Genomic DNA, 22,061 nt, shown 5'->3' on the forward strand with positions numbered 1-22,061 from the left:
CGACAGAAATACTGCTGTCTCTTGTCCCTGACCGGTTTGCTCAATTACCGAGAAAGCCGCGACAACGCATCATGGTAGGTGCGCCGAAGCGATCGCCACGGATCGACTCTCCGATACCACTGGGAGAACGACCGGTGGACAAAGTGGAAACAGACAACAGGTTGTCCAAGAAACTCCTGCTCGACCGAACGCCGATCCATCTTCCGCAGCACATCGGCATACTTCCTGGCGAATGAGGGATGACAAAAGAACGTCTTATTCGCGCCAATCCCAAACGGGACGATTGCCCGCGCCTGAGAAAAATGTCGATGAACGCCATCGATCACGCCGGGCCAGGTCTCGTTGAAGCAGTCGTCAAGAATAATGATGCCCCCCTCGGCCAACGCACCTTCGCCGACGGCAAGATCATGCGCGGTAATGTCGGCCGTATGTCCGCCATCGATGCTGATCATGCGCAACGGGCCTCGGCCAAACTGGAGCAGGTCTCCTGACGTGAGTTGCGTCGAGTCACCTTCATGAACGATGAGCCGGTCGGCATCTGCGTGCTTGCGAAGGTTTTGCTTAAAGCACTCAAGATCGCCTGCGCCGGAGTGATCCACGTTCAAATCCTGATGGGAGAACAGGTCGATTGCCACCGCTGGTTCATCCACCGCGCCAAGCAGATACAGCAGGATGAAGAGCCTTCCGTGATGCACGCCAATCTCGGCCACTGCTCCCCGCACGTTGGCGCTGCGCTGCTCCTCGGACAAGAGGACAACGGCCTCCGCCGCTCCCGGTAAGAGCCACCCTTTTACTTGAAATTGGCCATGCTTGAGATAGGCGTTCAGACGGTTTTTACTCACGTCGCAATTGTATTTGCTCCGGCCCGCCGGGCTGATAGCAGTTGCCGGTGCCAGCTACATCGTCTTGCTGTTTCTGAGCCCTATTCCCTGGCTTCCGTAATCCCATTCAGCAGCACATCCATCACCTGCGCCGCCGTGGCCTTCGCGTCATAAACTCGCCCGGTAAAGACTGCCGAACTCACCAGCTCGTCAATCGTCCCGAACATACAGTGCGCCACCACGCCATCGGAGAGGTCGCGCCGAAAGATCCCCGCTTCCTGCCCCCGCCGAACCACCTCGCGAACCGTCTGGATGTACCTTGCCAGATGGCGATGCGAGAACTCTGCAATGAACTTCGCGCTCTGCCGCATCTCGGTCTGCAGCAACACAGCCATGCTCCGGTTCACCTGGTAGCTTTCCAGATGCACCTGCGCAATGTACTCAAGCTGCTCCCGCGGTCCCTCAATGGTCAAAAACGCTTCGGCAATCTGCTGATAGAACGTCTCGAATCTGCGGTCGATCGCCGTGCGCAGGACATCGTCTTTGCTCTTGAAGTAGAGATAGACCGTCCCGTCCGCCACCCCGGCGCGTTTCGCGATCTCGCTTACAGGCGATTTGAAGTATCCCCGCTCGGCGATGACCTCCACCGCCGCGTCAAGGATGCGCTGATACTTTTTACAGGTGGCCAGCTCTTCTTCCGTCTTCTTCAAGCCCTCTCCCACTTTGGTCCGCGCTTCGTAACGTGAATTTCGGCAAAAGGTTTAGTCTTGCAACTCTAATGAACCTGTACTGACTTGCCAACAGGCAAATTCATCCAGCATTCAAAATGCATTTTTATGCATTTTCCACTTTTCCACAGATTAAGGTTCCAAAGGGTGAGAGGCCAGTTCTCCCAGAAAGGAAAACTGACCCATAGAGCGTCAAAAACGCAGCAAAAATCTACGCCTGCGGAACCGGGGTGAGCCGAACGAAGGCCGCAGCCTGCTTCGACCAATCCGCCAGCATGGCCTTCGCCAATCCGCTGGCAGACTCCTCCGCGTGAGCTACGATCATCGCCCTCAGAGCCTCCTGCGACTCCGGCTCGACCGAGCTAAACCCTTCCGCTGCAATGAATTCAGGGTGGTATCTTTGGCCTGATACGAAGGAGCCGTCAGCATCGTAAACCCACGCCAGACCGCCCGTCATGCCTGCTCCGAAGTTCATGCCGACCCGACCCAGAACGGCCACCACGCCGCCGGTCATGTACTCGCAACCATGGTCGCCAACTCCTTCAACCACAGAAGTTGCGCCGGAATTACGAACAGCGAAGCGTTCTCCCGCCCGACCTGCGGCAAACAGCTTTCCAGACGTCGCGCCGTACAAGGCCACATTGCCCAGAATCACATGCTGTCCGCTGTCCTTCGCCGCCAGGCCACAGGCGCGGATCACGATCTCGCCACCGGACAGACCCTTGCCAACAAAGTCGTTAGCCTGTCCATCCAGCACCAGCTTCATGCCATCGACCGCGAAGGCGCCAAACGATTGCCCCGCCGTGCCATTCAGGTTGAAGGTCACATCCGAGGAGAAATCAGCCTGCGCCCGACGCAGCACCAGCTCTCCGGCAAGCCGGGATCCGATCGCACGGTCGCAGTTAGCAATTTTAGATTCAACGACATAGGGCAATCCCTGTTCACTCGCTTCAAGCGCCGGTTCAACCCACGCCTCATCCAGCGGCAAACCAACGACAGGCTGGTCGTTGCGACCGCCCATCCACCGGCTCGCGCCTTCAGACACCTTCGCCAGCATCGGCTGAAGGTCGAGATTGCCGTCAAACCTGACCTGTTCGAGCAGGTCTGTCCGACCTATCGCTTGATCGAGCGAGGCGAATCCATACTTCGCCAACAACTGTTGCAAGTCAGCCGAAAGCTCCTCAAAGAACCGGACCACATGCTCCGGCTTGCCGCGGAATTTCGCCCGCAACTCCGGCCTCTGCGTCGCAATTCCCGTGGGACAGGTGTTCAGGTGGCATTGACGGGCCATATCGCAACCCAGAACCACCAGCACCGCAGTGCCGAACGCATACTCATCCGCGCCAAGCAAGGCTGCAATGAGAATGTCGTGAGCCGTCGCCAGACCACCGTCCGTACGCAGACGAACACGACCGCGCATTCCATTCTGCATCAGCACCTGCTGCACCTCGGCCAAACCAAGCTCCCACGGATTGCCCGCATACTTGATGCTCGACAGGGCCGCCGCGCCAGTTCCACCGACGTTGCCGGCAATCACGATGAAGTCCGCATACGCCTTGGCCACACCCGCAGCAACCGTGCCGACGCCACAGCCGGAGACCAACTTCACGCCCACCGCAGCCTTCGGATTCACGCGCTTTAGATCGTAGATGAGCTGCGCGAGGTCTTCGATGGAGTAGATGTCGTGATGCGGCGGAGGCGAGATCAGCGGAACGCCCGGCTGAGCATGGCGCAGACGCGCAATCATCCCGCTTACCTTGTGACCGGGCAACTGTCCTCCCTCACCGGGCTTCGCACCCTGGGCGACTTTGATCTCAATCTCTTCGGCATGGGCCAGATATTCAGCAGTCACGCCGAAACGTCCGGAGGCGATCTGCTTGATCTTGTTGTTCAGAGAAGTATGCACCGCCGGAGCTTCGATCACGGGCTCTGCCACCGCTGCGCCGCCGCCGGAGCGAGCGCGCATGATCAACTCTTCGTCCTGATGGATCCTGCCGCCGTCAACCGAATTGAGCTTGTAAACTGCTCGGTCTTCGCCGCCTTCGCCAGTGTTCGAACGTGCTCCCAGCATGTTCATGCCGGCAGTAATCGTCTGATGCGCCTCCGGACTCAACGAGCCGAGGGACATTGCGCTGGCAATGAACCGCTTGACCAGGCTCGACGGAGCCTCGACACTGCCCACCGGCAGCTCTGGCCCCGACGGGCGAATCTTCAACAGATCGCGCAGCACCGCCGGATCGTGCTCCAGAACTTCCTGAGTAAAGATGGCAAACGCTCCCGCCGGATCGGTCGGCTGCGGAACATTGCGCGCCGTGCCAACCACAGACTGCAACGCCTTCACGTTGGGAGGCTGCCAGGCGTGAGGCTCAGAGACATTGGTCTTGCGGAAACGAACCCATCCATAATCCGGCAGGTCTGCGGTCGCCGGGACGGCTCCTTCCCCCACCAGCCACGTCTGCCGAAGCTGACGCTCCACCTCGGCAAATCCGATGCCCGAGAGAGGTGCCGGTGTATCGACAAAACAGCGGTCGACCACGCTGGAGTGCAGGCCGAGAATATCGAACAGATGTCCGCCGCGATAGCTGTGAACGACGGAGATGCCCATCTTCGACATCACCTTCGCGAGTCCGGCATCGAGCGCCTTCAGCATCTTGTGCTCGTAAACCTCTGCATCCGTACCGGCAGGAGCTACGCTCAAAGCAGTCTCAAGTGCAAGCCACGGGCAAACCACGCCAGCGCCATAGCCGATGAGGACGGCAGCATGGTGGATATCGCGGCAATCGCCAGCTTCGACAGCGATTCCTGCGAGTGTACGCAGACCAGCTCCGACCAGCGCCTGATGCACCGCTCCGGTAGCCATCGCCATTGGGACCGGCAGCCGCTCCGGGCTCGCCGAACGGTCAGAAAGCATCAGAATGCGCGCGCCATTGCGCACCAGTTGGATGGCCTGCATACAGATATCGTCAAGCCCTTGAATCAGGGTGGTCTCCGGCTTGAAGACGCACTGCAGTTCCGCAAACTTCAACTCCGCCGCGTGTGGATATTGGCGGCTCCGCAGAGCTTCGACCTGCCCCAACGACAGGAATGGAGAAGCCAACGAAAGACCCGGCAACGGCGAATTTTTGTCCAGCAGATGGGCCCATGGGCCGAGGCGTGTATGCAGCGAGACCACGCAGGCCTCGCGCAGAGGATCGATCGCGGGATTGGTCACCTGCGCGAACCGCTGCCGGAAGTAGGCGTACAAAGGCCGGGGAGAGCGAGCCAGAAAAGCCAGCGGAGTGTCATCGCCCATCGACCACACCGGGTCCTTGCCCTCGGTTGCCATCGGCTGCAGAATCATCTTCACGTCTTCGCGCGTGTAGCCAAATCCGCGGTGTGTCGCCGAAAGGATAGCCGCTTCAATCGGCTGGAACGACACAGGGTCCAGCGGAGTATCTTCGACGAGCTTCGCGTATGTCGCTCCGGCATCGAAAAGCTGCAACAGCTCCTCATTTTCATAGATCTTGTGGCTTTCGAGATCGACCAGGAACATCTCGCCGGGCCCAAGGCGACCGCTATGCACAACCTCTTCGGGATCGAGATCGACCAGACCAATCTCCGATCCGGCAACTACTAAACCATCCTTCGTTACAGCAAAACGACAGGGACGAAGGCCGTTGCGGTCCAAGGCTGCACCCACGACTTTGCCGTCGCTGAAGGCCAGCGCAGCCGGGCCATCCCACGGCTCCGCACAATCGATGTGGTAACGCAGGAATGAAGATTTCTCATGTCCCTCGGACGCAGGCGGCAGCAGCATTCGAACCGCCTCGGCCAGCGTTCTGCCATTCTGCGAGAGCAACTCAATCGCCTCATCCAAACTTGTAGAATCGGTGCCGCCCTCGGTCAGGACCGGCTTGCATTCCACCGGAAGCGTTGCATCGCGGGCCGTCATGCGCGCGCGATTTCCCCAGATGGTGTTGATCTCGCCGTTGTGACCCAGATTGCGGCCCGGCTGCGCACGATGCCACGTCGGCAGAGTGTTCGTGGCATACCGCTGATGAAAGACCGCGAACGGCGTGACAAACTCTTCCGACGCCAGATCGGGAAAGAAATTGGCCAGAAAACTTCCGGCAACCATTGCTTTATAGGTAATCGTCTGCGACGACAGCGAACAGATATAGCCAGTCACATCCCCACGTTCGTGCGACCGCTCAAATTGCTTCCGTGCCAGATAGAGCCTCCGCTCCATCGTTCCTGCTTCAGCATTCGCTGAATCCACCACTAATACCTGCCGAATCTTCGGCATCGTTCCGAGGGCCTCTTCACCCAGCCACTCCGTACAGATAGGAACGTCGCGCCAACAAAGCACCTTAAAATCATGTGAGAGCAGACAACGCTCCAGCAGCGCCTCTGCCCGCGTCTCTTCGAGCGGCAGCAGCAACATGCCCACACCCAACGCCTGCTGGGCATCCAGCTCAATATTCGTAGCGCGCAACAACAAGGCACGCGGAACGGCGGTCAATACACCCACGCCGTCGCTGCTCTTTCCATCGGCGGCGGTCGCGCCGCGATGCGCCAGGCGGCCAAGAGCGGTCAAAGCCTGGTCAAGAATCTTATGGGTCGGCACGGCATCCACGGCGGCCACAAAGCCGACGCCGCAGGAATCATGCTCAAATTTTTCATCAATCAAAGATGTCGGAATACGCGGAGACACACGCATAAAGCTCTGGGCAGACTGGGAGGCAGGGGTCAGGGCAGCGGGGTTTAACGCATTTGTAAAAAACCGTTCCATGCTTCACTATACGTCGGGCGATGCTCAAGTGTCGCCAGAGGTACCTTCCTTTTTTTTGATACGCTTCATAAGCAGAACAAGCGGACTATGTATAAATATACACGATGCTGTATATTTATACATGTAATACCGCTACGCTTGAGGCTGGCATCGAGTGTCGACCTTTTCCATGAATGCAATGCAATCTTTACTTCAATTAAGACTGCATTGCGACTTCAATTAAAAATGCATCGCGGTCTTTTAATAGGTAAATCACCGGCATGAAACAACAACGCCATACCGTAATTCGAGAGCTGCTGGTATCGGCCTCCGTTGCCAACCAGGACGAATTGCGGCAAAAACTTGCAGGGCGAGGCTTTCATGTCACTCAGGCTACCCTCTCACGGGACATCCATGAGCTGCGGCTCTCCAAAGGCCCGGCGGGCTATTCCCTGCCCGGCGGAGAGGACGCAGCCGAAGATGCGTTGCCGGGAATCCGCGACATCCTCCATAGCTTTGGCCTCGAAGTGCGTCCGGCGGCAAACCTCCTTGTTCTGGTCACAACCACCGGCGGAGCCCAGCCAGTCGCTGCCGGAATCGATTACGAAGACTGGCCGGAGGTCGTCGGCACCATCGCCGGAGACGACACCATCCTTATCATCTGCCCTGACGAGCAACAGGCAAAGACACTAAAAACGAGAATTGAAGGTTACATTGGCTAATCTCGAAGCACTGCAAACATCGACCGAAAGTGTTGGAACTTTGACCGCCAGCTCCCATCCACCACGGATCGCCGTAGCAGGCGTCAGCGGCTATGCTGGCGGCGAGCTGGCACGTCTGCTGCTGCGCCATCCCGCTCTCGAAGGAACGAAGCCGACCTTTCTGGGCCGCGCCGGCGAGGCCGAGGTTGGCCCCTCCACTTCGCTTGAGGCGCTACATCCTTATCTCACCGGCCCGGGCGCAGCCGAGTCGACTCCCGTCTTTTCCTTTAGCTGGGATCGGATCGTGGGCGAAGGAATCGAGGTGCTGTTTCTGGCCACACCGCATGAGCAATCGCGCGAGTGGGTCCCCGAAGCCATCGAGCGCGGCATCAAGGTCATCGACCTGAGTGGCGCGTGGCGGTTGCAGGAGACGCGCAATCGGGACGTCTACCGTCTGAAGGATGCCAACCCCGAACTCGCGGCAGCGCTGCAGGCCGAGGCAGTCTACGGATGCCCCGAACTACACCGCGACGCGATCAAGAGCGCTCGTCTGGTTGCGAACCCCGGCTGCTATTCCACGTCCATGATTCTGGCGCTCGCTCCTCTGGTTCAGGCCGGGCTGGTCGATCTTGATCATGGCATCGTCTGCGATGCGAAGTCGGGAGTAAGCGGAGCCGGAAAGGCAGCGACGACAAAGACTCATTTCATGTATGCCGCCGACAATCTTTCGGCCTATAACGTCTTTGGCCATCGGCATACGGGCGAACTGCTTGAACAGCTTCATCTGAGTTCAGATCAGATTCAGTTCACGCCTCATCTGCTGCCAATTCCACGAGGAATTCTCGCGACCAACTATCTACGGCTTAAGCAATCGACTGACTCTGCAACGATCAGTGCCGTGTTCTCAAACTTTTATCGAGACAGTCCCATGGTCCGCCTCTACCCAACGCCACAGTTGCCGCAGATTCAGCATATTGTTCGTACTAACTTCTGCGACATCGGCTTTGAGCTTGCGGCGGATGGAAAGCGGCTGGTCATCGTCTCCTGCCTGGACAACCTGTTGAAGGGTGCATCCGGCCAGGCAGTTCAAAATCTAAACCTGATGTGTGGCTGGAATGAACAGGAGGGCTTGCTGTGAGATTTGTCGTCAAACTAGGCGGTGCGGCCCTTGAAAACAAGGAGATCCTTCACGGCTGCGGCAAGGCAATCGCCGAGCTTGTCGCCGACGGAAACCAGGTTGCCGTCGTCCACGGTGGCGGCGTTCAGCTAACGCGCACGCTCGCGCTGATGGGCAAGAAGAGCGAGTTCGTCTCCGGCCTGCGTATCACCGATGCCGAGACGCGCGATGCCGCGATCATGGTTCTGGCGGGCCGCGTCAATAAGGCGCTGGTCGCTGCCATCGGCTCGCACGGTCAGGCTGCAGTTGGCCTCTCTGGTGGCGATGGTCACGTCTTTCGCGCCCGCAAGAAGAAGACGAACCCCGACCTCGGCTTTGTCGGCGAAATCGCCGGAACTGATCCCCGCTGGCTCGAAGCCATCTGGACCATGGGCGCGGTTCCCGTCATCTCGTCGATTGCTCTGGGCTTCGACGGCGAATACTACAACATCAACGCCGACGAGATGGCCGCTGCCTGCGCGATCTGCACCAAGGCAGACACCCTTGTCTTTCTCACCGACGTCCCCGGAGTCAAAGGCGCGGACGGAAATGTCATGCGATGGCTAACGCTGTCGCAGATTCCGGCGCTCGAAAAGCAGCAGGTCGTCTCCGGCGGCATGTTGCCAAAGCTCAACGCCTGCCGCAATGCCCTCACGCACGGCGTCAAGCGTGTACGAATTCTGCCTGCGGAGGCTGCAGCGCTGCTGCCCGATCTCTGCTCGACCCGGGTGAACGATGGAACGGAGGTAATGGTCGCATGAAGCTGGCATCCATACAGGCAGCGGAGAGCAAACTGCTTCTCCATACCTATGAGCGCAATCCTTATCTCTTCGTCAGCGGACAGGGCGTCTACCTGCGCGACGAGAATGGCAACGACTTTCTCGACCTGTTGAGCGGCATCGGTGTCTCCGCCCTCGGCTACGCTCATCCGGCCATCGAAGCGGCCATTCAGGATCAGAGCAAGCGCCTGCTACACACCTCGAACCTCTTCTTTCACGAGGGCACGGCGAACCTCGCGCTTCGCCTCACCGAGATTAGCGGCCTCGATCGCGTCTTCTTCTGCAACAGCGGCACCGAGGCCTGGGAGGCCGCGTTGAAGCTCGCACGCTCCCACGCGCTTCTGCTGCGCGAGAAAGGCCGCAAGATCGGCACGAAGTTCCTTGCCATGGAACACAGCTTCCACGGGCGCACCATGGGTTCGGTCTCGACCACGCACAAAGAAAAATACCGCGAGCCATTCGGTCCAGTCATGCCCGGCGTCGAGTTTGTGCGCTTCAACGATGTCGACGATCTCCGCGCGAAGTTTTCACAAGATGTCTGCGGCATCTGCATCGAACCGCTTCAAGGAGAAGGCGGCATCCATCCCGTCTCGCAGGAGTTCTTCGCCGCCGCACGCGAGCTGTGCGATTCTACCGGAGCCTTGCTGCTCGCCGACGAGATCCAGAGCGGCCTTGGCCGTACCGGCAAATGGTTTGCCTACCAGCACTACGGCATCCTGCCCGACATCACCACCGTCGCCAAGCCCATTGCCAACGGAATTCCCATGGGAGCCATGCTCTGCACCGACGAAGCCGCTCTCGGCTTCACCCCCGGCCAGCATGGCACAACCTTCGGTGGTGGTCCTCTCGCATGCGCAGTCGCCATTGCCGTTCTCGACACGATGCAGCGCGAAAACATACTGAAGCATATTCAGGACACCGGAGACTTCTTCAAATCGAAACTTCAGGAGTTGGCGACGCACCACGACTGCATCATCGACGTTCGCGGCATGGGCTTGATGCTTGGCATCGAATTGAATTCCGCCGAGTTGGCCAAGCAGGTGGCCGCACAGATGATGGAGCGCCGCATCATCATCAACCGCACCAGCGAGACCGTGCTTCGCTTCCTGCCACCGTTCATTCTGGAGCGGAAGCATGTTGAGATTGCCGTCAACGCGCTCGACGAAATCCTGAAAGATCTTGCAGCAGCATACGCCGGGACCGCACCGGCAGGAGAAAAAGCCCATGGGTAGCAAAACCGTCGTCATGAACCCAAAGCCCGCAGAGGGCGAAGAGATTTCCCCGCGCAAGCCGACAGCAACTCTAGGCATCCAGTCCGACACTGCTTTCGGTGAAGCAAGTAAGCGGCTCAGCGGACGCGATCTCTGCTCCATCGCCGACCTGACCGTGCAGGAGATGGCAGCCATCATGGAGCTTGCCCACGCAGTCAAGGCCAATCCCGAAGACTTCCGGCACGCGCTCGACGCCCGTCAGATGGTGATGTTCTTTGAGAAGGCCTCTCTGCGGACACGCGTGACCTTTGAGGCCGCAATCAATACCCTTGGCGGAAACGCCATCTTCGTCGATCAGACGCAGTCCCCTCTCGGCGAGCGTGAGTCTCTCTCAGACATGGCCCGCAACCTCGAGCGCTGGATGAACATCATCGTGCTCCGCACCTACGCGCACGACACTATCACCGAGATGGCCGCCTGCTCCAAGGTCCCCGTCATCAATGCGCTGTCCGACCTCGAGCACCCCTGTCAGGCCATCGCCGATTTCTTCACGCTCGAAGAGCGCTTCGGCTCGGCACAGGGACTTCGTTTTGCCTACGTTGGCGACGGCAACAATGTCTGCCACTCACTGATGCTCACCGCGGCCCAACTCGGCGCACACTGCATCGTGGCATCGCCAAAGGGCTTTGCACCCAAGCTCGAGATCATTCACAAGGCCATCGAGATCAGCGAATCGACCGGCGGGAGCATTACGCTGATGCACGATCCCATCAAGGCGGCCACTGGTGCCGATGCAATCTATACCGATGTCTGCACCAGCATGGGCTTCGAGCACGAAGCCACCAAGCGCGCCCCGATCTTCAAGCCCTATCAAGTCAACGAAGAGCTAATGTCCCACGCGCAGCCCGATGCGGTCTTCATGCACTGCCTGCCAGCGCATCGCAACGCCGAAGTAACGGATGCCGTGCTCGACGGCCCACAGTCGGTCGTCTTCGATCAGGCGGAGAACCGCATGCACGCGCAAAAAGCGCTTCTGCTGATGTTGCTCGGCGGAGCCAAGCGGACTGCCAGCAGCCGCAACCGTTCGACTCAGCCTCGCAAACGCTCTTAATCATTCACGCTCACCCATTGAGGTCCGCATCAATATGTCCGTAATTCTCGAATCCCTGCCCGTCGGCCAGAAGGTGGGTATCGCCTTCTCCGGCGGCCTGGACACCAGCGCCGCGCTCCACTGGATGAAACAGAAGGGCGCTCTGCCTTACGCCTACACCGCCAACCTCGGCCAGCCCGACGAAGCCGACTACGACGAGATCCCGCGCAAGGCGCTCGAGTACGGCGCGGAGAAGGCTCGCCTCATCGACTGCCGCGGCCCGCTCGTGCGCGAAGGCATCGCCGCGCTCCAGTCCGGCGCGTTTCACATCACCACGGCGGGCGTCACCTACTTCAACACTACCCCCATCGGCCGGGCCGTCACCGGCACCATGTTGGTGACGGCGATGAAGGAAAACGACGTCAACATCTGGGGCGACGGCTCTACCTTCAAAGGCAACGACATCGAGCGCTTCTATCGTTACGGCCTGCTCGTCAACCCCGACCTCAAGGTCTACAAGCCCTGGCTCGATGCAGCCTTCATCGACGAGTTGGGTGGCCGCGCTGAGATGTCGGCCTTCATGCAGAAGTCCGGCTTCGCCTACAAGATGTCGTCCGAGAAGGCCTACTCCACCGACTCCAACATCCTCGGCGGCACGCACGAAGCCAAGGACCTCGAACACCTCTCGACCAGCATGAAGATCGTCGCCCCCATCATGGGCGTCGCCTTCTGGCGCGACGATGTCGAGATCAAGCGCGAAGAGATTACTGTCCGCTTTGAAGAAGGCTTCCCCGTCGCCCTCAACGGCAAGGACTATACAGACCCCGTTGCCCTGATGCTCGAAGCCAACGCCATCGGCGGCCGCCACGGCCTCGGCATGAGCGATCAGATCGAGAACCGCATCATCGAGGCCAAGAGCCGCGGCATCTACGAAGCCCCCGGCCTCGCCCTGCTCTTCATCGCCTACGAGCGCCTCATCACCGGCATCCACAACGAGGACACTATCGAGCAGTACCGCGACAACGGCCGCAAACTTGGTCGCCTGCTCTACCAGGGCCGCTGGTTCGATCCCCAGGCCATCATGCTGCGCGAGGCCGCCCAGCGCTGGGTCGCCAAGCCCGTCACCGGCGAGGTCACGCTCGAACTGCGCCGCGGCAACGACTACTCGATCCTGAACACCGACTCGCCCAACCTCACCTTCCACCCCGAGCGCCTCAGCATGGAGAAGACAGAATCCACCTTCTCCCCGCGCGACCGCATCGGCCAGCTCACCATGCGCAACCTCGACATCACCGACACCCGCGCCAAGCTGATGACCTACGCCAAGAGCGGCCTCATCACCCTAAGCAAAGGATCGGAGATGCCGCAACTAAACAGCAGCAACGACAAGGAGTAGTAGCGGATCGAACTTAACAATGGATATGCCAGAAGATCAATACGCTCTCTATGCTGAATTCGGTATAACCGCCGAAAAGGCACAGGTATTGGAGACTGAGGCCGGAAATGTGGCTCTCTCATACGTCACGCTTTTCGTAAACACCGATGAAATCACGCCTGAATTGACGGAGATATTTCGCAGCGTTAATGATGACGTGAATCGAAAGACACTAGGGGCACTCCTGAAGCACCTAAAGACACGACTAAATTTCGACGACAGTATCACAAACGTCATAGATGAAGCACTTAAACAGAGGAACTACCTTACTCACCACTTTTTTCGAACACATAATTTCGCATTATTCAGCGAAGATGGCCGAAAACTGATGCTTGCTGAACTAAAAGAAATTCAACCCATACTCGACAAGGCCCACACAACCCTACATCTCATATGTCAAATATTAGAACAAATAGCAGGCCGGGAAGGCCTCTCTAATGAACAAGCCTTACATTTTCAAAACAGTGGAAAGAAAGTCAATATCTAGATTGTCTTGGGAATGCATTGCTGAAAGGGGAATACCGTGAATTATCTTGCCGTCCTTTTCTTCCTGTCTGCCACTATCCTCAGTTTCGGACAAGCTCCTGCGCCCGACGGAACAAAAGGAATTCCCATCACCTTCCATGCCACATCGGTTCGCCAAGAAGACTCCACCAATTGTGATCCGGACAAATGCAGTACGAAAAAATTTACGATTGAGGGTTATACAGACGGTGCGCACAAAAATAGTCGAGTCTCATATGTGTTGACCTGCGACGAAACAGTGGCATACAAACCCACTCCGCACGTTGCTATGGCTTGCGCCAGAGTCCATGCAAATGATGACTATGCTGCAAAAATATTTAGCGATTCGATTAGCTTCTGGCCTGCCGAAAAATACACTCCACCACCATATCGAGCTCTTTTTACTATCTTGTCTGAAACGGAAGTCAGCAAGCCTAACAAGTAAGGAATTTCTATCTGTCCGCGAAAGCCTTTGCTTTTGGATCTATAGAACCGAGGAAAGATGGCTAATACCCAGCAACCCGCAAAGATGTGGTCCGGCCGCTTCCGCGAGCCCCTCAACAAGACCTTCGAAGAGTGGCAGCGCAGCTTCCCTTTCGACTGGCGTCTCCTCCCGCAAGAGGTCGCCGCCTCGAAGGCGCACGCCCGCGCCATCGCCGCCGCCGGCATCCTCACCGACGCCGAACTGGCCACCATGCTCGACGGCCTCGACCAAGTCCTCGCCCAAACCACCCTCATCCCCGCCGTTGTCGCCTCCGCGCCCGAAGCCGAGGACATCCACCACTTCACCGAGCTGCAACTAACCAAGATCATCGGCAATCTCGCCCTCAAGCTCCACACCGGCCGCAGCCGCAACGAGCAGATCGCCACCGACATGCGCCTCTTCGTGCGCGACGCCATCGACGCCACCCTCCTCGGCCTCCGCAACTGGCGCGAAGCTCTCATCACCCTCGCCGAAGCCGCAGACGAGCACGTCATGCCCAGCTACACCCACCTCCAGCGCGCCGAGCCGGTCCTCGTCGCCCACTGGCTGCTCACCTATGTCAGCCAACTCGAGCGCGACTCCAGCCGCCTCGTCGACGCTCGCAAGCGCATGAATCTCTGCCCCCTCGGCTCCGGGGCCATCGCCGGAGCCACCCTTGCGCTCGACCGCACCATCGCCGCAAAGGCACTGGGTTTCGACGCCCCCACTCCGAACAGCATGGACGCCACAAGCGACCGCGACTTCGCCCTCGAGTTCACGCAAGCGCTCTCCATCTTTGGCCTGCACGCCTCCCGCTTCGCCGAGGAGCTTACGCTTTTCTCCACTGCGGAGTTCGGCTTTCTCGACCTTCCTGAAGCCTTTTCGACTGGATCGAGCGCCATGCCGCAGAAGAAGAACCCCGACCTCACCGAGCTGGTCCGCGGCAAATCCGGCCGTCTCTTCGGCGCGGCTGCGACGCTGTCCATGCTCATCAAGGGCCTGCCGCTCGCCTATAACAAGGACCTTCAGGAGGGGCAGGAGCCGGTCTTCGACGCAGCGGACACGGCGCTTGGAATCCTCCAGGTACTTCCTGCCTTTACCAGCTCACTCAAGTTCCGCCAAGACCGCATGAAAGCGGCGGCAACCACCGGCTACCTCAACGCGATGGCCGCCGCCACCTATCTCTCGAACAAGGGAGTTCCCTTCCGCAAGGCCCACGAGAAGATCGGCAACGCCGTCCGCCTGGGCCTCGAGACAGGCCGTGAGCTTGGCGAGCTTACGCTCGAAGAACTGAGGCAGTTCGGACCAGAGTTCAGCGAAGATTTCTACGCATCAATTACTCTAGAAGCAACGCTGGACTGCCACGATGTCGTTGGCGGCACAGCCCGGCACCAAGTCAAACAAGCTCTTGTGGAAGCTCGCAAGCGGCTTGAAACCGAGGCTGGAAAGGTTTAAGACGGCTGTTATGTCAGTGTTTAGCTCACTGTCGCCAGTAAGTGAATCGACTGCATCGTCGCGCCCTCGCGTGGGCGGCGCTACCGTGCGGACGGCGAAGTTGCAGGACGCCGTGAACATCTTCGATCTGGTCAACTCTCTCTCCGGCGACGGCACGCTGCTGCGCCGGAACTACTCCGAGATCTGCGAGAACGTCAGGGACTTCAAAGTCGCTGAATCCGAGAGCGGCGTCTTCCTGGGCTGCGGTGCGCTGCATCTCTATGGGCCGCATCTGGCCGAGGTTCGTTCCATCGTGGTGAAGCCCGAGGCCAAGGGACAGGGCGCCGGCGGCAAGCTGCTGCGCGCGCTGCTCGAAGAGGCGGAGAGCCAGGGCGTAAGCGGCGTCAGCCTGTTCACGCGAATCCCGGACTTCTTCTTTCACTTCGGGTTCAGAGTAGTGGACCGCACCGCTCTGCCGGACAAGATCTACAAAGACTGCCAGAACTGCCCACGCCTGTACGCCTGCGACGAAGTGGCGATGGTTCGCGGCTCGCTGCCGAAGATCGCCGTGCTTGGGCCAAGCAAGTTCGACCAGCCTGAACTGGTGAAGTTGCAGGCTGGCACGATTACTTCCAATTCCGGGCAGTAAGACTCTTCAAACGGAAAATTTTCTATTGTTGTATCTGTGTGCCGGGATTCACATACGCAGGTGCGTGAAGTTTCGTCTTGGGCAGCTTGGTGGAGACCTTGAGCTGCACCAGACCTTTGCCACCAGGAGCCACGAAGCTCGCGATGTAAGTCTCAGAGATAGCCTGCTGGAACTGCTTGAGGTACGGCTCCATGGAGACGGGATTGCCGTTGCCCTGGTAGTAGGCCGTCCCTCCCGTGCCCTCCGCTATCTGGGCGAGGTAGCTTTGACCACTGAAGCTGGCGCGGCCTCCACGCATGCCTGCGTCAGAGTAGTACATGGAGTAGACGGCAACGCCGGCGCGCTGGGCATCCTTAACGGCGGAGTCGACGTAGGGGCTGTTCTGGTTCATGATGCTGGTGCTGCCGTTGTAGGGATCGACGCCGTTGGTAATCATGAGCACGAACCGGGCCTTCGGAGCTGAACCGGAGCTTGTGTTCTCAGGCCATCTCTTCACGAAGTCGGAGAGGCAGAAGTAAGGGCTGGCGCTGAGGCCGGGAGAGCCCATGGGAATGCGCAGATCTTTGGCGGCGGCATCGAGATTGGTCGTGAAACCCTGGCCGGTAATAACCCGGCCGTTCTGCATGTATCCCACAAAGGCTTCGGTTCCGGGACGGAGGCCTTTGATGAAGTCGCGCAGCGCAGGAAGTTCGCGGCTCATGCTCATACGAAGACCGTCATCGATGAGGATGGCGACCTGAGCTCCGGAAGCTTCGACCGGCGTGAGATTGGTGAGCTCAGTCGTGCGATTATTGACCTTGATGGTGACATCGGGGATGGTCGGGGTGACGGGACTTTTCGAATCGACAGCTATCAGAGCCTGCGTCGGGGTGGGACCTTCCTGCTGGGCTTGTACTGCAAAGGTAGTGGCAGTCAGGAGAGTCAGGGCCAGAAGATAGCGGTTCATTTGTGTTTCCCTTCCAATCGTTAGACGGGTGAGCTGAGGATATTGCAACTAGGTCGAACGACTTATCTTAGAGGCTTCAGCGCTCTTTCTGTGATGCGAATGTTCCGTTTTTTGGAATATCCCGCGTGGCATCTCCTCCTCAATATCTCGCTGCAACCACGCGGCGCGGCTTTGCCCAATCTAACATACTGAATAAATTAGAGTTATAGCGATCTGCGAGAAATTTCCAACAGCCAAATCATTTTATTTTCGTTCGGCGAATTCAATATATTCTTATATAGGTATATATTGAATTCGTGCCACAAGCTGAACCACAACGATGTCTTCAGCGTTATGGCTCAGCCGTCACCCAAAAGGAGAAAGAAGCAATGTCACTCGCGGAATCCCTCTTTACTGAATTTGAAACACAGGCACCGATCACCCGTATGTTTCTTGAGCGTTTACCGGAGAACAAGTTGACCTGGAAGCCGCATGAGCGGTCCATGACGGCCGGGCAACTCGCCCTGCATCTCGCGCGTGTGCCGGAAGGCGTTGTCCGGGGCGTTCAGCAGAACCCGGCGCAGGCTCCCGATTTCAACACCGTGCCAGAGCCACGCGACCTTCAGGAGATCCTCCAGGCATTCGAGCAGAGCATCGTCACGGTCCAAAGTGTATTGCTGCAGTTCGACGATGACAGCATGAGAGAGACGTGGCGTCTGATGCACGGCGATCAGGAACTTATCGCTATGCCCAGAGCACAATTCCTGCGGGAGATCATGCTGAATCACTGGTATCAGCATCGCGGCCAGTTCAGCGTTTATCTTCGTATGCTCAACGTTGCGGTTCCGGCAAGCTGGGGACCGAGCGCCGACGAAACAGACCCGGCCCAGGGCTTTCGCTGGGTGCAACGGCTCGAACCAGTCGCCGGGTGAGCTTCTTCCCTGCAATAAACGGCCTTTGGGTTCAGTCACCCAAAGGCCGTTTATTTTTGCTTGTTCGCGACGGTTAGTTGCCGCCGATCCTGATCTTGAGGCCGCTGCGGAAGGTGAAGGGCAGGCTTGGATAACCGATCGGCCCAATGTGCTGCTGGCTGAGGAGGTTGTCCAACTGGGTGAAGACCGTGACGTGGTTCGTAACAGCGTAGAGAAAGTTGGCGTCGAGCTTGGCGTAGCCATAGTCGAGGTTGTGGTTGGGAAGCAGGAGCGTGTTGTCTCCGTTGATGTCGGAGTAGGAGAGGAAGGTTGAATCGTCGGAACGGCCTGAGAATGCCCCTTTGAGCGCCGCGCTGAAATGGGACGTGGTGTACTGGGCGGTCATGAAGCCGGTATGGGGGGGACGACGGAACGGATGTGCCCCGACGAGCGGGTAGCTGGAGCCGATGGGAATGCCGGGGAGGTTGGGGTTCTCGGCCGAGGTGCCGTTATAGGCAGCGTCGGTGGAGAAGGACTGCTCCACCAACGTGGCGAGGTAGGTGTAGCCACCACGGAGGAAGATGTGGCGGGTGGGCTCGTACTGCAGCTCGGTCTCGAGGCCCTGAGCACGGAAGGCTAGGGTGTTCAACTCGGCTCCGTAGAGTTGGGCGGTGCTGGTATTGATGCCGAAGACATTGAGCAGCGTGCCGGAGTCGATGTAGTCGATCTGGTGATTGAACTGGTTGTGGAAGTAGCCAGCCTTGAAGATGAGCTTCTGGCTGAAGATGTTCTGGTCGATGCCAAGGTCATAGGTGCGCGAGCGCAGCGCCTGGGCTGGCTTGACGTTGTAGGCCTCGATGTCGGCGGTGTCACCGGCATCGAGAAGCTGCTGGTAGAGCGAGGTGAACTGCACGCTGAGCGATGGCTCCTGCACGCCGGTCGCGACGTTCGCGCGGAGCTTGGTGCCTCGGAACCACCCGGCGCGGGGACGGACGGGAACGTAGGAGAGACCGATGCGCGGAGTTCCGGCTACGCCATAGAGGTGGTTTTTTTCGACGGCTCCGCCAGCGGAGTAGAAGAGGCGATTTTTGATGTCGCCCTGGAACTGGAGAGTGTACTCGAAGTTGTTGCGGTCGATCTTCTCAAACTCGAAATAGGATGGGTTGTTGAAGGAACCGCGCTCGTTCTCGTAACGGAAGCCGAAGAGAGCGATGATGTGCGGGGAGAAGGTGTAGTCGGACTGGAAGTAAAGCTCGTCGCGGTTGGAGTCCTGATCATTGGCTGCGGGATAGGTGCCGGGATAATTGATGGCGGCCCGGCCGGTGGCGGTGTACCCGTTGGCTCCGCGGATGGTGACGTTGTTGCCGAAGTAAGCGATGTCGCCGTATTGGTCGTAAACGATAGGCTGGCCGACGGGATAGAACTGGACGAGCTGTTCACGCTTGCGGGCGATGCCGTAGCGGACGAGGTTATGCCACTTCTTGATGCGGTTTTCGACGGTGGCTCCGGAGTAGAGGTCCTGATTGCCCTGCTTGCCTGCGGCGGAGATGCCGAAGAAGTCGTGCGCGTTGGGAACGCCGCTGGCCGAGACAGCGTTGCGAAGGGTGAAGCGCGCCTGAGTGTTGGCGGTGATGTTATAGCCGATATTGGCGGCGCTGGTGGAGGAGTGGTACCGGTCGAGGGGAAGCGCGTTGGAGCTGTCGAAGCGAGAGAAGGCTCCGTAGTAGTCGAAGCGGTTGTAGGCCCCGCTGAGGATGGCCTCGTTGCGATAGGTGTGGAAGTTGCCGGCGTCCCCGGAGTAGTTGAGCACGGGGCGAAGGGAGCTGCCACGAGGAGTCGAGAGATTGATGACCGAAGCCCCGGCGTCGGAGCCGTAGAGGACACTGTCGGGGCCACGGTAGAACTCGAGGCCATTGAGTGCGGTGGTGGAGACGTTGCCGAAGTCGAAGACTCCGCCGACGTCTTCGGCGGGAATGCCGTCGATGAGGACCTTGTTGGCGTCGGAGTTGCCGCCACGGACAAAGAGCGAGGCGACTCCGCCGTACTGGCCGGTCTGCACAGCGACGGCGCCTGGCGACTGGCGCAGGTCGTCGACGATGCCAACCTGGGTGACGAAATCGGATTGAGGGATGACAGTAACTGGTGAGCTGATCTGCTGGATGGGCGTAGGGATTCCGGTGGCCGTGACGGTGATGGCGGAGGTAACGGAGGCGACTTCAAGGGTGACGTTGCGGGTGACGACGTCGGTGCGGCCGCCGTAGAAGTCCTGGCCGATGTTGGGCGTGAAGGTACGCGCGGAGGTGAGCAGGATGAAGCGTCCGGGCGCGGTGCTGCGGATCTCGAAGGAGCCGTCGGGGCCGGTGAGCGAGGCGGCGATGGCGCTCTTGCCCTGGACGAGCTGGACGCGGGCTCCGGCGACAGCTGCGCCGAGCGGGTCGGTGACGGTGCCGCGAACGATGACGGCGCGGGCGCAGGGTGCGGCAAGAAATGAGATAGCGGCGAGTGCGGCGAGCGTTCGAAGAGATGACGCGACCGCGGAACGGTGCAGAGGTGCAGGCATGAGTGAAGCTCCTCCATTCCCCCCTCGGGAATGTGGTTGATGTACGCAGACGGAACCGGTCTCCTGACTGACGCGATGCATGATGGCCGTAGGACTTGGCTGCTTCCCTTCCCAATGCGTTGGCATCAGTGGGAGCGGCTGGCTGGCATTCACGCAGCGGTGGTGCGGCTGCGTGCGCGAATCACAGTTGCGGGGCAGTGGCGGAGTCTCACCGCGCTTCCCGAGCATTCCGAATCGGGACAAAGGGTTTAAGTGGAACGGCCGGAGGTACGATGCCAGGCCGCAGGGGAAAAAGGGTGAGGCTTAAGTTTGAGGCATGGGTTGATGGAAGTCAAAAATGAATGCGTAGATCAATGCGTAGATCGAATGTGGACTGACAAGGCCCTGTTGTTTGCGGCCTTCAGGATTCAGGGGTATCGGGCTGATAGGGGCCGCCAGGAACACCCCAGTTCCAGGCGGGCATGGGCGCATCGGCGATAGGGGTATCAGCGGGGAGCGCTGAGTTGATGACGGCAAGACGAGAGCCCCACTCGAGGTAGGCTACGAGGGCAGAGCGGAACTCGGGATCGGAGGGCAGTTCCAGTTCGTCTGCGGTTTCAAGGAGAAGAACAACCCAACGTTGGCGTTGCTGCTCGGTGATGCCTCGACCGAGGTGATGACGGATCATAGCAGCGTGTCCGCCATGAAGTTTGGAGTAATCATCGGGGCCACCCAGCACTTCAGCGATGAACTGGGCCACATGCTGGAAGTGCTCCTTCGGCATCTGAGCAAAGAGAGGCTCAAGAATAGGGTCGGAAGGAACCTTCTGGTAGAAACGGTCGATAAGGCGGTCGATGGGTTCTGAGCCGCCTAGCCATTCAAAGAGCGTGGGGACTTTGGGAGCCATGAGTGGAATTTTAGCGCGAACCAGATCGGTGCGCGATTCTTATGGGATGAGGAGGAGCTTGCCGGTGGTGATGCGGGCTTCGAGGTCACGGTGAGCGTGGGCAGCATCGGCAAGAGGATAGGTGTGCTCGAGGCGTAGCTTGAGCGTGCCGTCGGCGACGGCATTGAGGACGGCGTTGGCTCGAAGTTCAAGCTCTGCGCGGGTGGCGATGTAGTCCTTGAGCGTGGGCCGGGTGATGTAGAGCGAGCCGAGGCCGGAGAGCTTGATCAGGTCAAAGGGCGGGACGGGACCGCTGGAACCGCCGAAGAGAACCATGGTTCCGCGCGGACGAAGCACTTCGAGCGATTTGTCGAAGGTGGATTTGCCTACCGAATCGTAGACGGCGTGCAGACCGGAGGGGCTCGATTTTTTGATCTTCGCGGCAAAGTCCTCCCTGGTGTAGAGGATCACCTCATCGGCCCCGGCGGCACGGGCGAGATCTGCTTTCTCGTCGCTGGAGACGGTGGTATAGACGCGAGCTCCGAGCGACTTGGCCATCTGGATAAAGAGAAGACCGACACCACCGGCTCCGGCATGGATAAGGACCTCGTCGCCGCTGCGGATGGGATAGGTAGAGTGCGCGAGGTAGTGGGCGGTCATGCCCTGCAGCATGGCTCCGGCGGCCTGCTGAAAACTGATAGCTTCGGGAATTTTAACCAGGCGATCGGCGGGGGCTACGGCCAACTGAGCGTAGGTTCCCGGAATAGAACACCAGGCGACGCGGTCGCCAACGTCTACAGTGGTGACGTTATCTCCAATGGCCACAACGGTCCCCGCAGCCTCCTGACCGAGAGTGTAAGGAAGTTTGGCCGGATAGCGCCCTTCCCGAAAGTAAACGTCGATGAAGTTGACACCGGAGGCTTCGAGCCGGACGAGAGCTTCACCGGGGCCGGGAGTTGGCGTGGGGAGATCGCGGAGGAGGAGAGCGTCGGGGCCGCCGGGAGCGAGAATCTGAATGGCTTGCATTCTGGATTGGATGCGAGTGGGGAGCGATTTGCCGTGTCTTTTTTGAGGACGAT

Annotated in this window: 18 protein-coding genes and 1 riboswitch; of the genes, 11 read left to right on the top strand and 7 right to left on the bottom strand. The window is 59.1% G+C overall.

Annotated elements, in window-relative coordinates; genetic code table 11:
• Positions 1 to 44: 44 nt before the first annotated feature.
• The 3 genes from GSQ81_RS04055 to GSQ81_RS04065 all read right to left on the bottom strand — a co-directional run bounded on the left by GSQ81_RS04055 (position 45) and on the right by GSQ81_RS04065 (position 6,248).
• Complete coding sequence (locus GSQ81_RS04055; RefSeq protein ID WP_158909407.1) at positions 45 to 842, bottom strand: class I SAM-dependent methyltransferase; 798 nt, start codon at positions 840 to 842, stop codon at positions 45 to 47.
• Positions 843 to 922: 80 nt separating this feature from the next.
• Positions 923 to 1,531, bottom strand: a complete 609-nt coding sequence (locus GSQ81_RS04060) for a TetR/AcrR family transcriptional regulator (RefSeq protein WP_158909408.1) — start codon at positions 1,529 to 1,531, stop codon at positions 923 to 925.
• Positions 1,532 to 1,760: 229 nt separating this feature from the next.
• The gene (locus GSQ81_RS04065; protein ID WP_158909409.1) at positions 1,761 to 6,248 is read right to left on the bottom strand and encodes a glutamate synthase-related protein; all 4,488 of its coding nucleotides are present in this window, start codon (positions 6,246 to 6,248) and stop codon (positions 1,761 to 1,763) included.
• A 332-nt stretch (positions 6,249 to 6,580) separates the two neighbouring features.
• Between GSQ81_RS04065 and GSQ81_RS04070 the strand changes: the two genes are divergently transcribed.
• Genes GSQ81_RS04070 through GSQ81_RS04115 form a run of 10 tightly spaced genes read left to right on the top strand, consistent with a single transcriptional unit; the run spans position 6,581 to position 15,721 of the window.
• Complete coding sequence (locus GSQ81_RS04070; RefSeq protein ID WP_158909410.1) at positions 6,581 to 7,021, top strand: arginine repressor; 441 nt, start codon at positions 6,581 to 6,583, stop codon at positions 7,019 to 7,021.
• A gap of 40 nt (positions 7,022 to 7,061) precedes the next feature.
• On the top strand, positions 7,062 to 8,138 hold the full coding sequence (argC, locus tag GSQ81_RS04075) for an N-acetyl-gamma-glutamyl-phosphate reductase (protein WP_158909910.1): 1,077 nt from the start codon (positions 7,062 to 7,064) through the stop codon (positions 8,136 to 8,138).
• Positions 8,135 to 8,917, top strand: a complete 783-nt coding sequence (gene argB, locus GSQ81_RS04080; protein WP_158909411.1) for an acetylglutamate kinase — start codon at positions 8,135 to 8,137, stop codon at positions 8,915 to 8,917. Before argC ends, argB begins: the two co-directional genes overlap by 4 nt.
• On the top strand, positions 8,914 to 10,167 hold the full coding sequence (locus GSQ81_RS04085) for an aspartate aminotransferase family protein (RefSeq protein WP_158909412.1): 1,254 nt from the start codon (positions 8,914 to 8,916) through the stop codon (positions 10,165 to 10,167). The genes argB and GSQ81_RS04085 overlap by 4 nt, the downstream gene beginning before the upstream one ends.
• Positions 10,160 to 11,257: an ornithine carbamoyltransferase gene (gene argF / locus GSQ81_RS04090; RefSeq protein ID WP_158909413.1), complete on the top strand. Its 1,098-nt coding sequence runs from the start codon at positions 10,160 to 10,162 to the stop codon at positions 11,255 to 11,257. The genes GSQ81_RS04085 and argF overlap by 8 nt, the downstream gene beginning before the upstream one ends.
• Before the next feature lie 34 nt (positions 11,258 to 11,291).
• The gene (gene argG / locus GSQ81_RS04095) at positions 11,292 to 12,632 is read left to right on the top strand and encodes an argininosuccinate synthase (RefSeq protein WP_158909414.1); all 1,341 of its coding nucleotides are present in this window, start codon (positions 11,292 to 11,294) and stop codon (positions 12,630 to 12,632) included.
• A gap of 19 nt (positions 12,633 to 12,651) precedes the next feature.
• Positions 12,652 to 13,158 (top strand): hypothetical protein, encoded by a 507-nt coding sequence (locus GSQ81_RS04100; protein ID WP_158909415.1) that lies wholly within the window; start codon positions 12,652 to 12,654, stop codon positions 13,156 to 13,158.
• A 36-nt stretch (positions 13,159 to 13,194) separates the two neighbouring features.
• Positions 13,195 to 13,620, top strand: a complete 426-nt coding sequence (locus GSQ81_RS04105) for a hypothetical protein (RefSeq protein ID WP_158909416.1) — start codon at positions 13,195 to 13,197, stop codon at positions 13,618 to 13,620.
• A 57-nt stretch (positions 13,621 to 13,677) separates the two neighbouring features.
• Positions 13,678 to 15,093, top strand: coding sequence for an argininosuccinate lyase (gene argH, locus GSQ81_RS04110; protein ID WP_158909417.1), 1,416 nt, complete (start codon positions 13,678 to 13,680; stop codon positions 15,091 to 15,093).
• A 10-nt stretch (positions 15,094 to 15,103) separates the two neighbouring features.
• On the top strand, positions 15,104 to 15,721 hold the full coding sequence (locus tag GSQ81_RS04115) for a GNAT family N-acetyltransferase (protein WP_158909418.1): 618 nt from the start codon (positions 15,104 to 15,106) through the stop codon (positions 15,719 to 15,721).
• A 22-nt stretch (positions 15,722 to 15,743) separates the two neighbouring features.
• On the opposite strand, the gene GSQ81_RS04120 is transcribed toward GSQ81_RS04115, so the two are convergent.
• The gene (locus GSQ81_RS04120; RefSeq protein ID WP_158909419.1) at positions 15,744 to 16,667 is read right to left on the bottom strand and encodes a hypothetical protein; all 924 of its coding nucleotides are present in this window, start codon (positions 16,665 to 16,667) and stop codon (positions 15,744 to 15,746) included.
• A gap of 368 nt (positions 16,668 to 17,035) precedes the next feature.
• On the opposite strand from GSQ81_RS04120, the gene GSQ81_RS04125 reads away from it, so the two are divergent.
• Entirely contained in the window at positions 17,036 to 17,578 is a 543-nt protein-coding gene (locus GSQ81_RS04125) for a DinB family protein (RefSeq protein ID WP_158909420.1), read from the top strand.
• A 73-nt stretch (positions 17,579 to 17,651) separates the two neighbouring features.
• Here the strand turns inward: GSQ81_RS04125 and GSQ81_RS04130 are convergent, their stop codons facing one another.
• The 3 genes from GSQ81_RS04130 to GSQ81_RS04140 form a co-directional block, all read right to left on the bottom strand.
• Positions 17,652 to 20,117: a TonB-dependent receptor gene (locus tag GSQ81_RS04130; protein WP_158909421.1), complete on the bottom strand. Its 2,466-nt coding sequence runs from the start codon at positions 20,115 to 20,117 to the stop codon at positions 17,652 to 17,654.
• 35 nt (positions 20,118 to 20,152) lie between these two features.
• Positions 20,153 to 20,364, bottom strand: a riboswitch (cobalamin riboswitch).
• A gap of 153 nt (positions 20,365 to 20,517) precedes the next feature.
• Positions 20,518 to 21,003, bottom strand: coding sequence for a group II truncated hemoglobin (locus GSQ81_RS04135; protein WP_158909422.1), 486 nt, complete (start codon positions 21,001 to 21,003; stop codon positions 20,518 to 20,520).
• Positions 21,004 to 21,042: 39 nt separating this feature from the next.
• Positions 21,043 to 22,008, bottom strand: a complete 966-nt coding sequence (locus GSQ81_RS04140) for a quinone oxidoreductase (RefSeq protein ID WP_158909423.1) — start codon at positions 22,006 to 22,008, stop codon at positions 21,043 to 21,045.
• Between the last annotated feature and the right edge of the window lie 53 nt (positions 22,009 to 22,061).

Origin of the sequence: Granulicella sp. L56 (assembly GCF_009765835.1) — a bacterium.
GTDB lineage: Bacteria > Acidobacteriota > Terriglobia > Terriglobales > Acidobacteriaceae > Edaphobacter.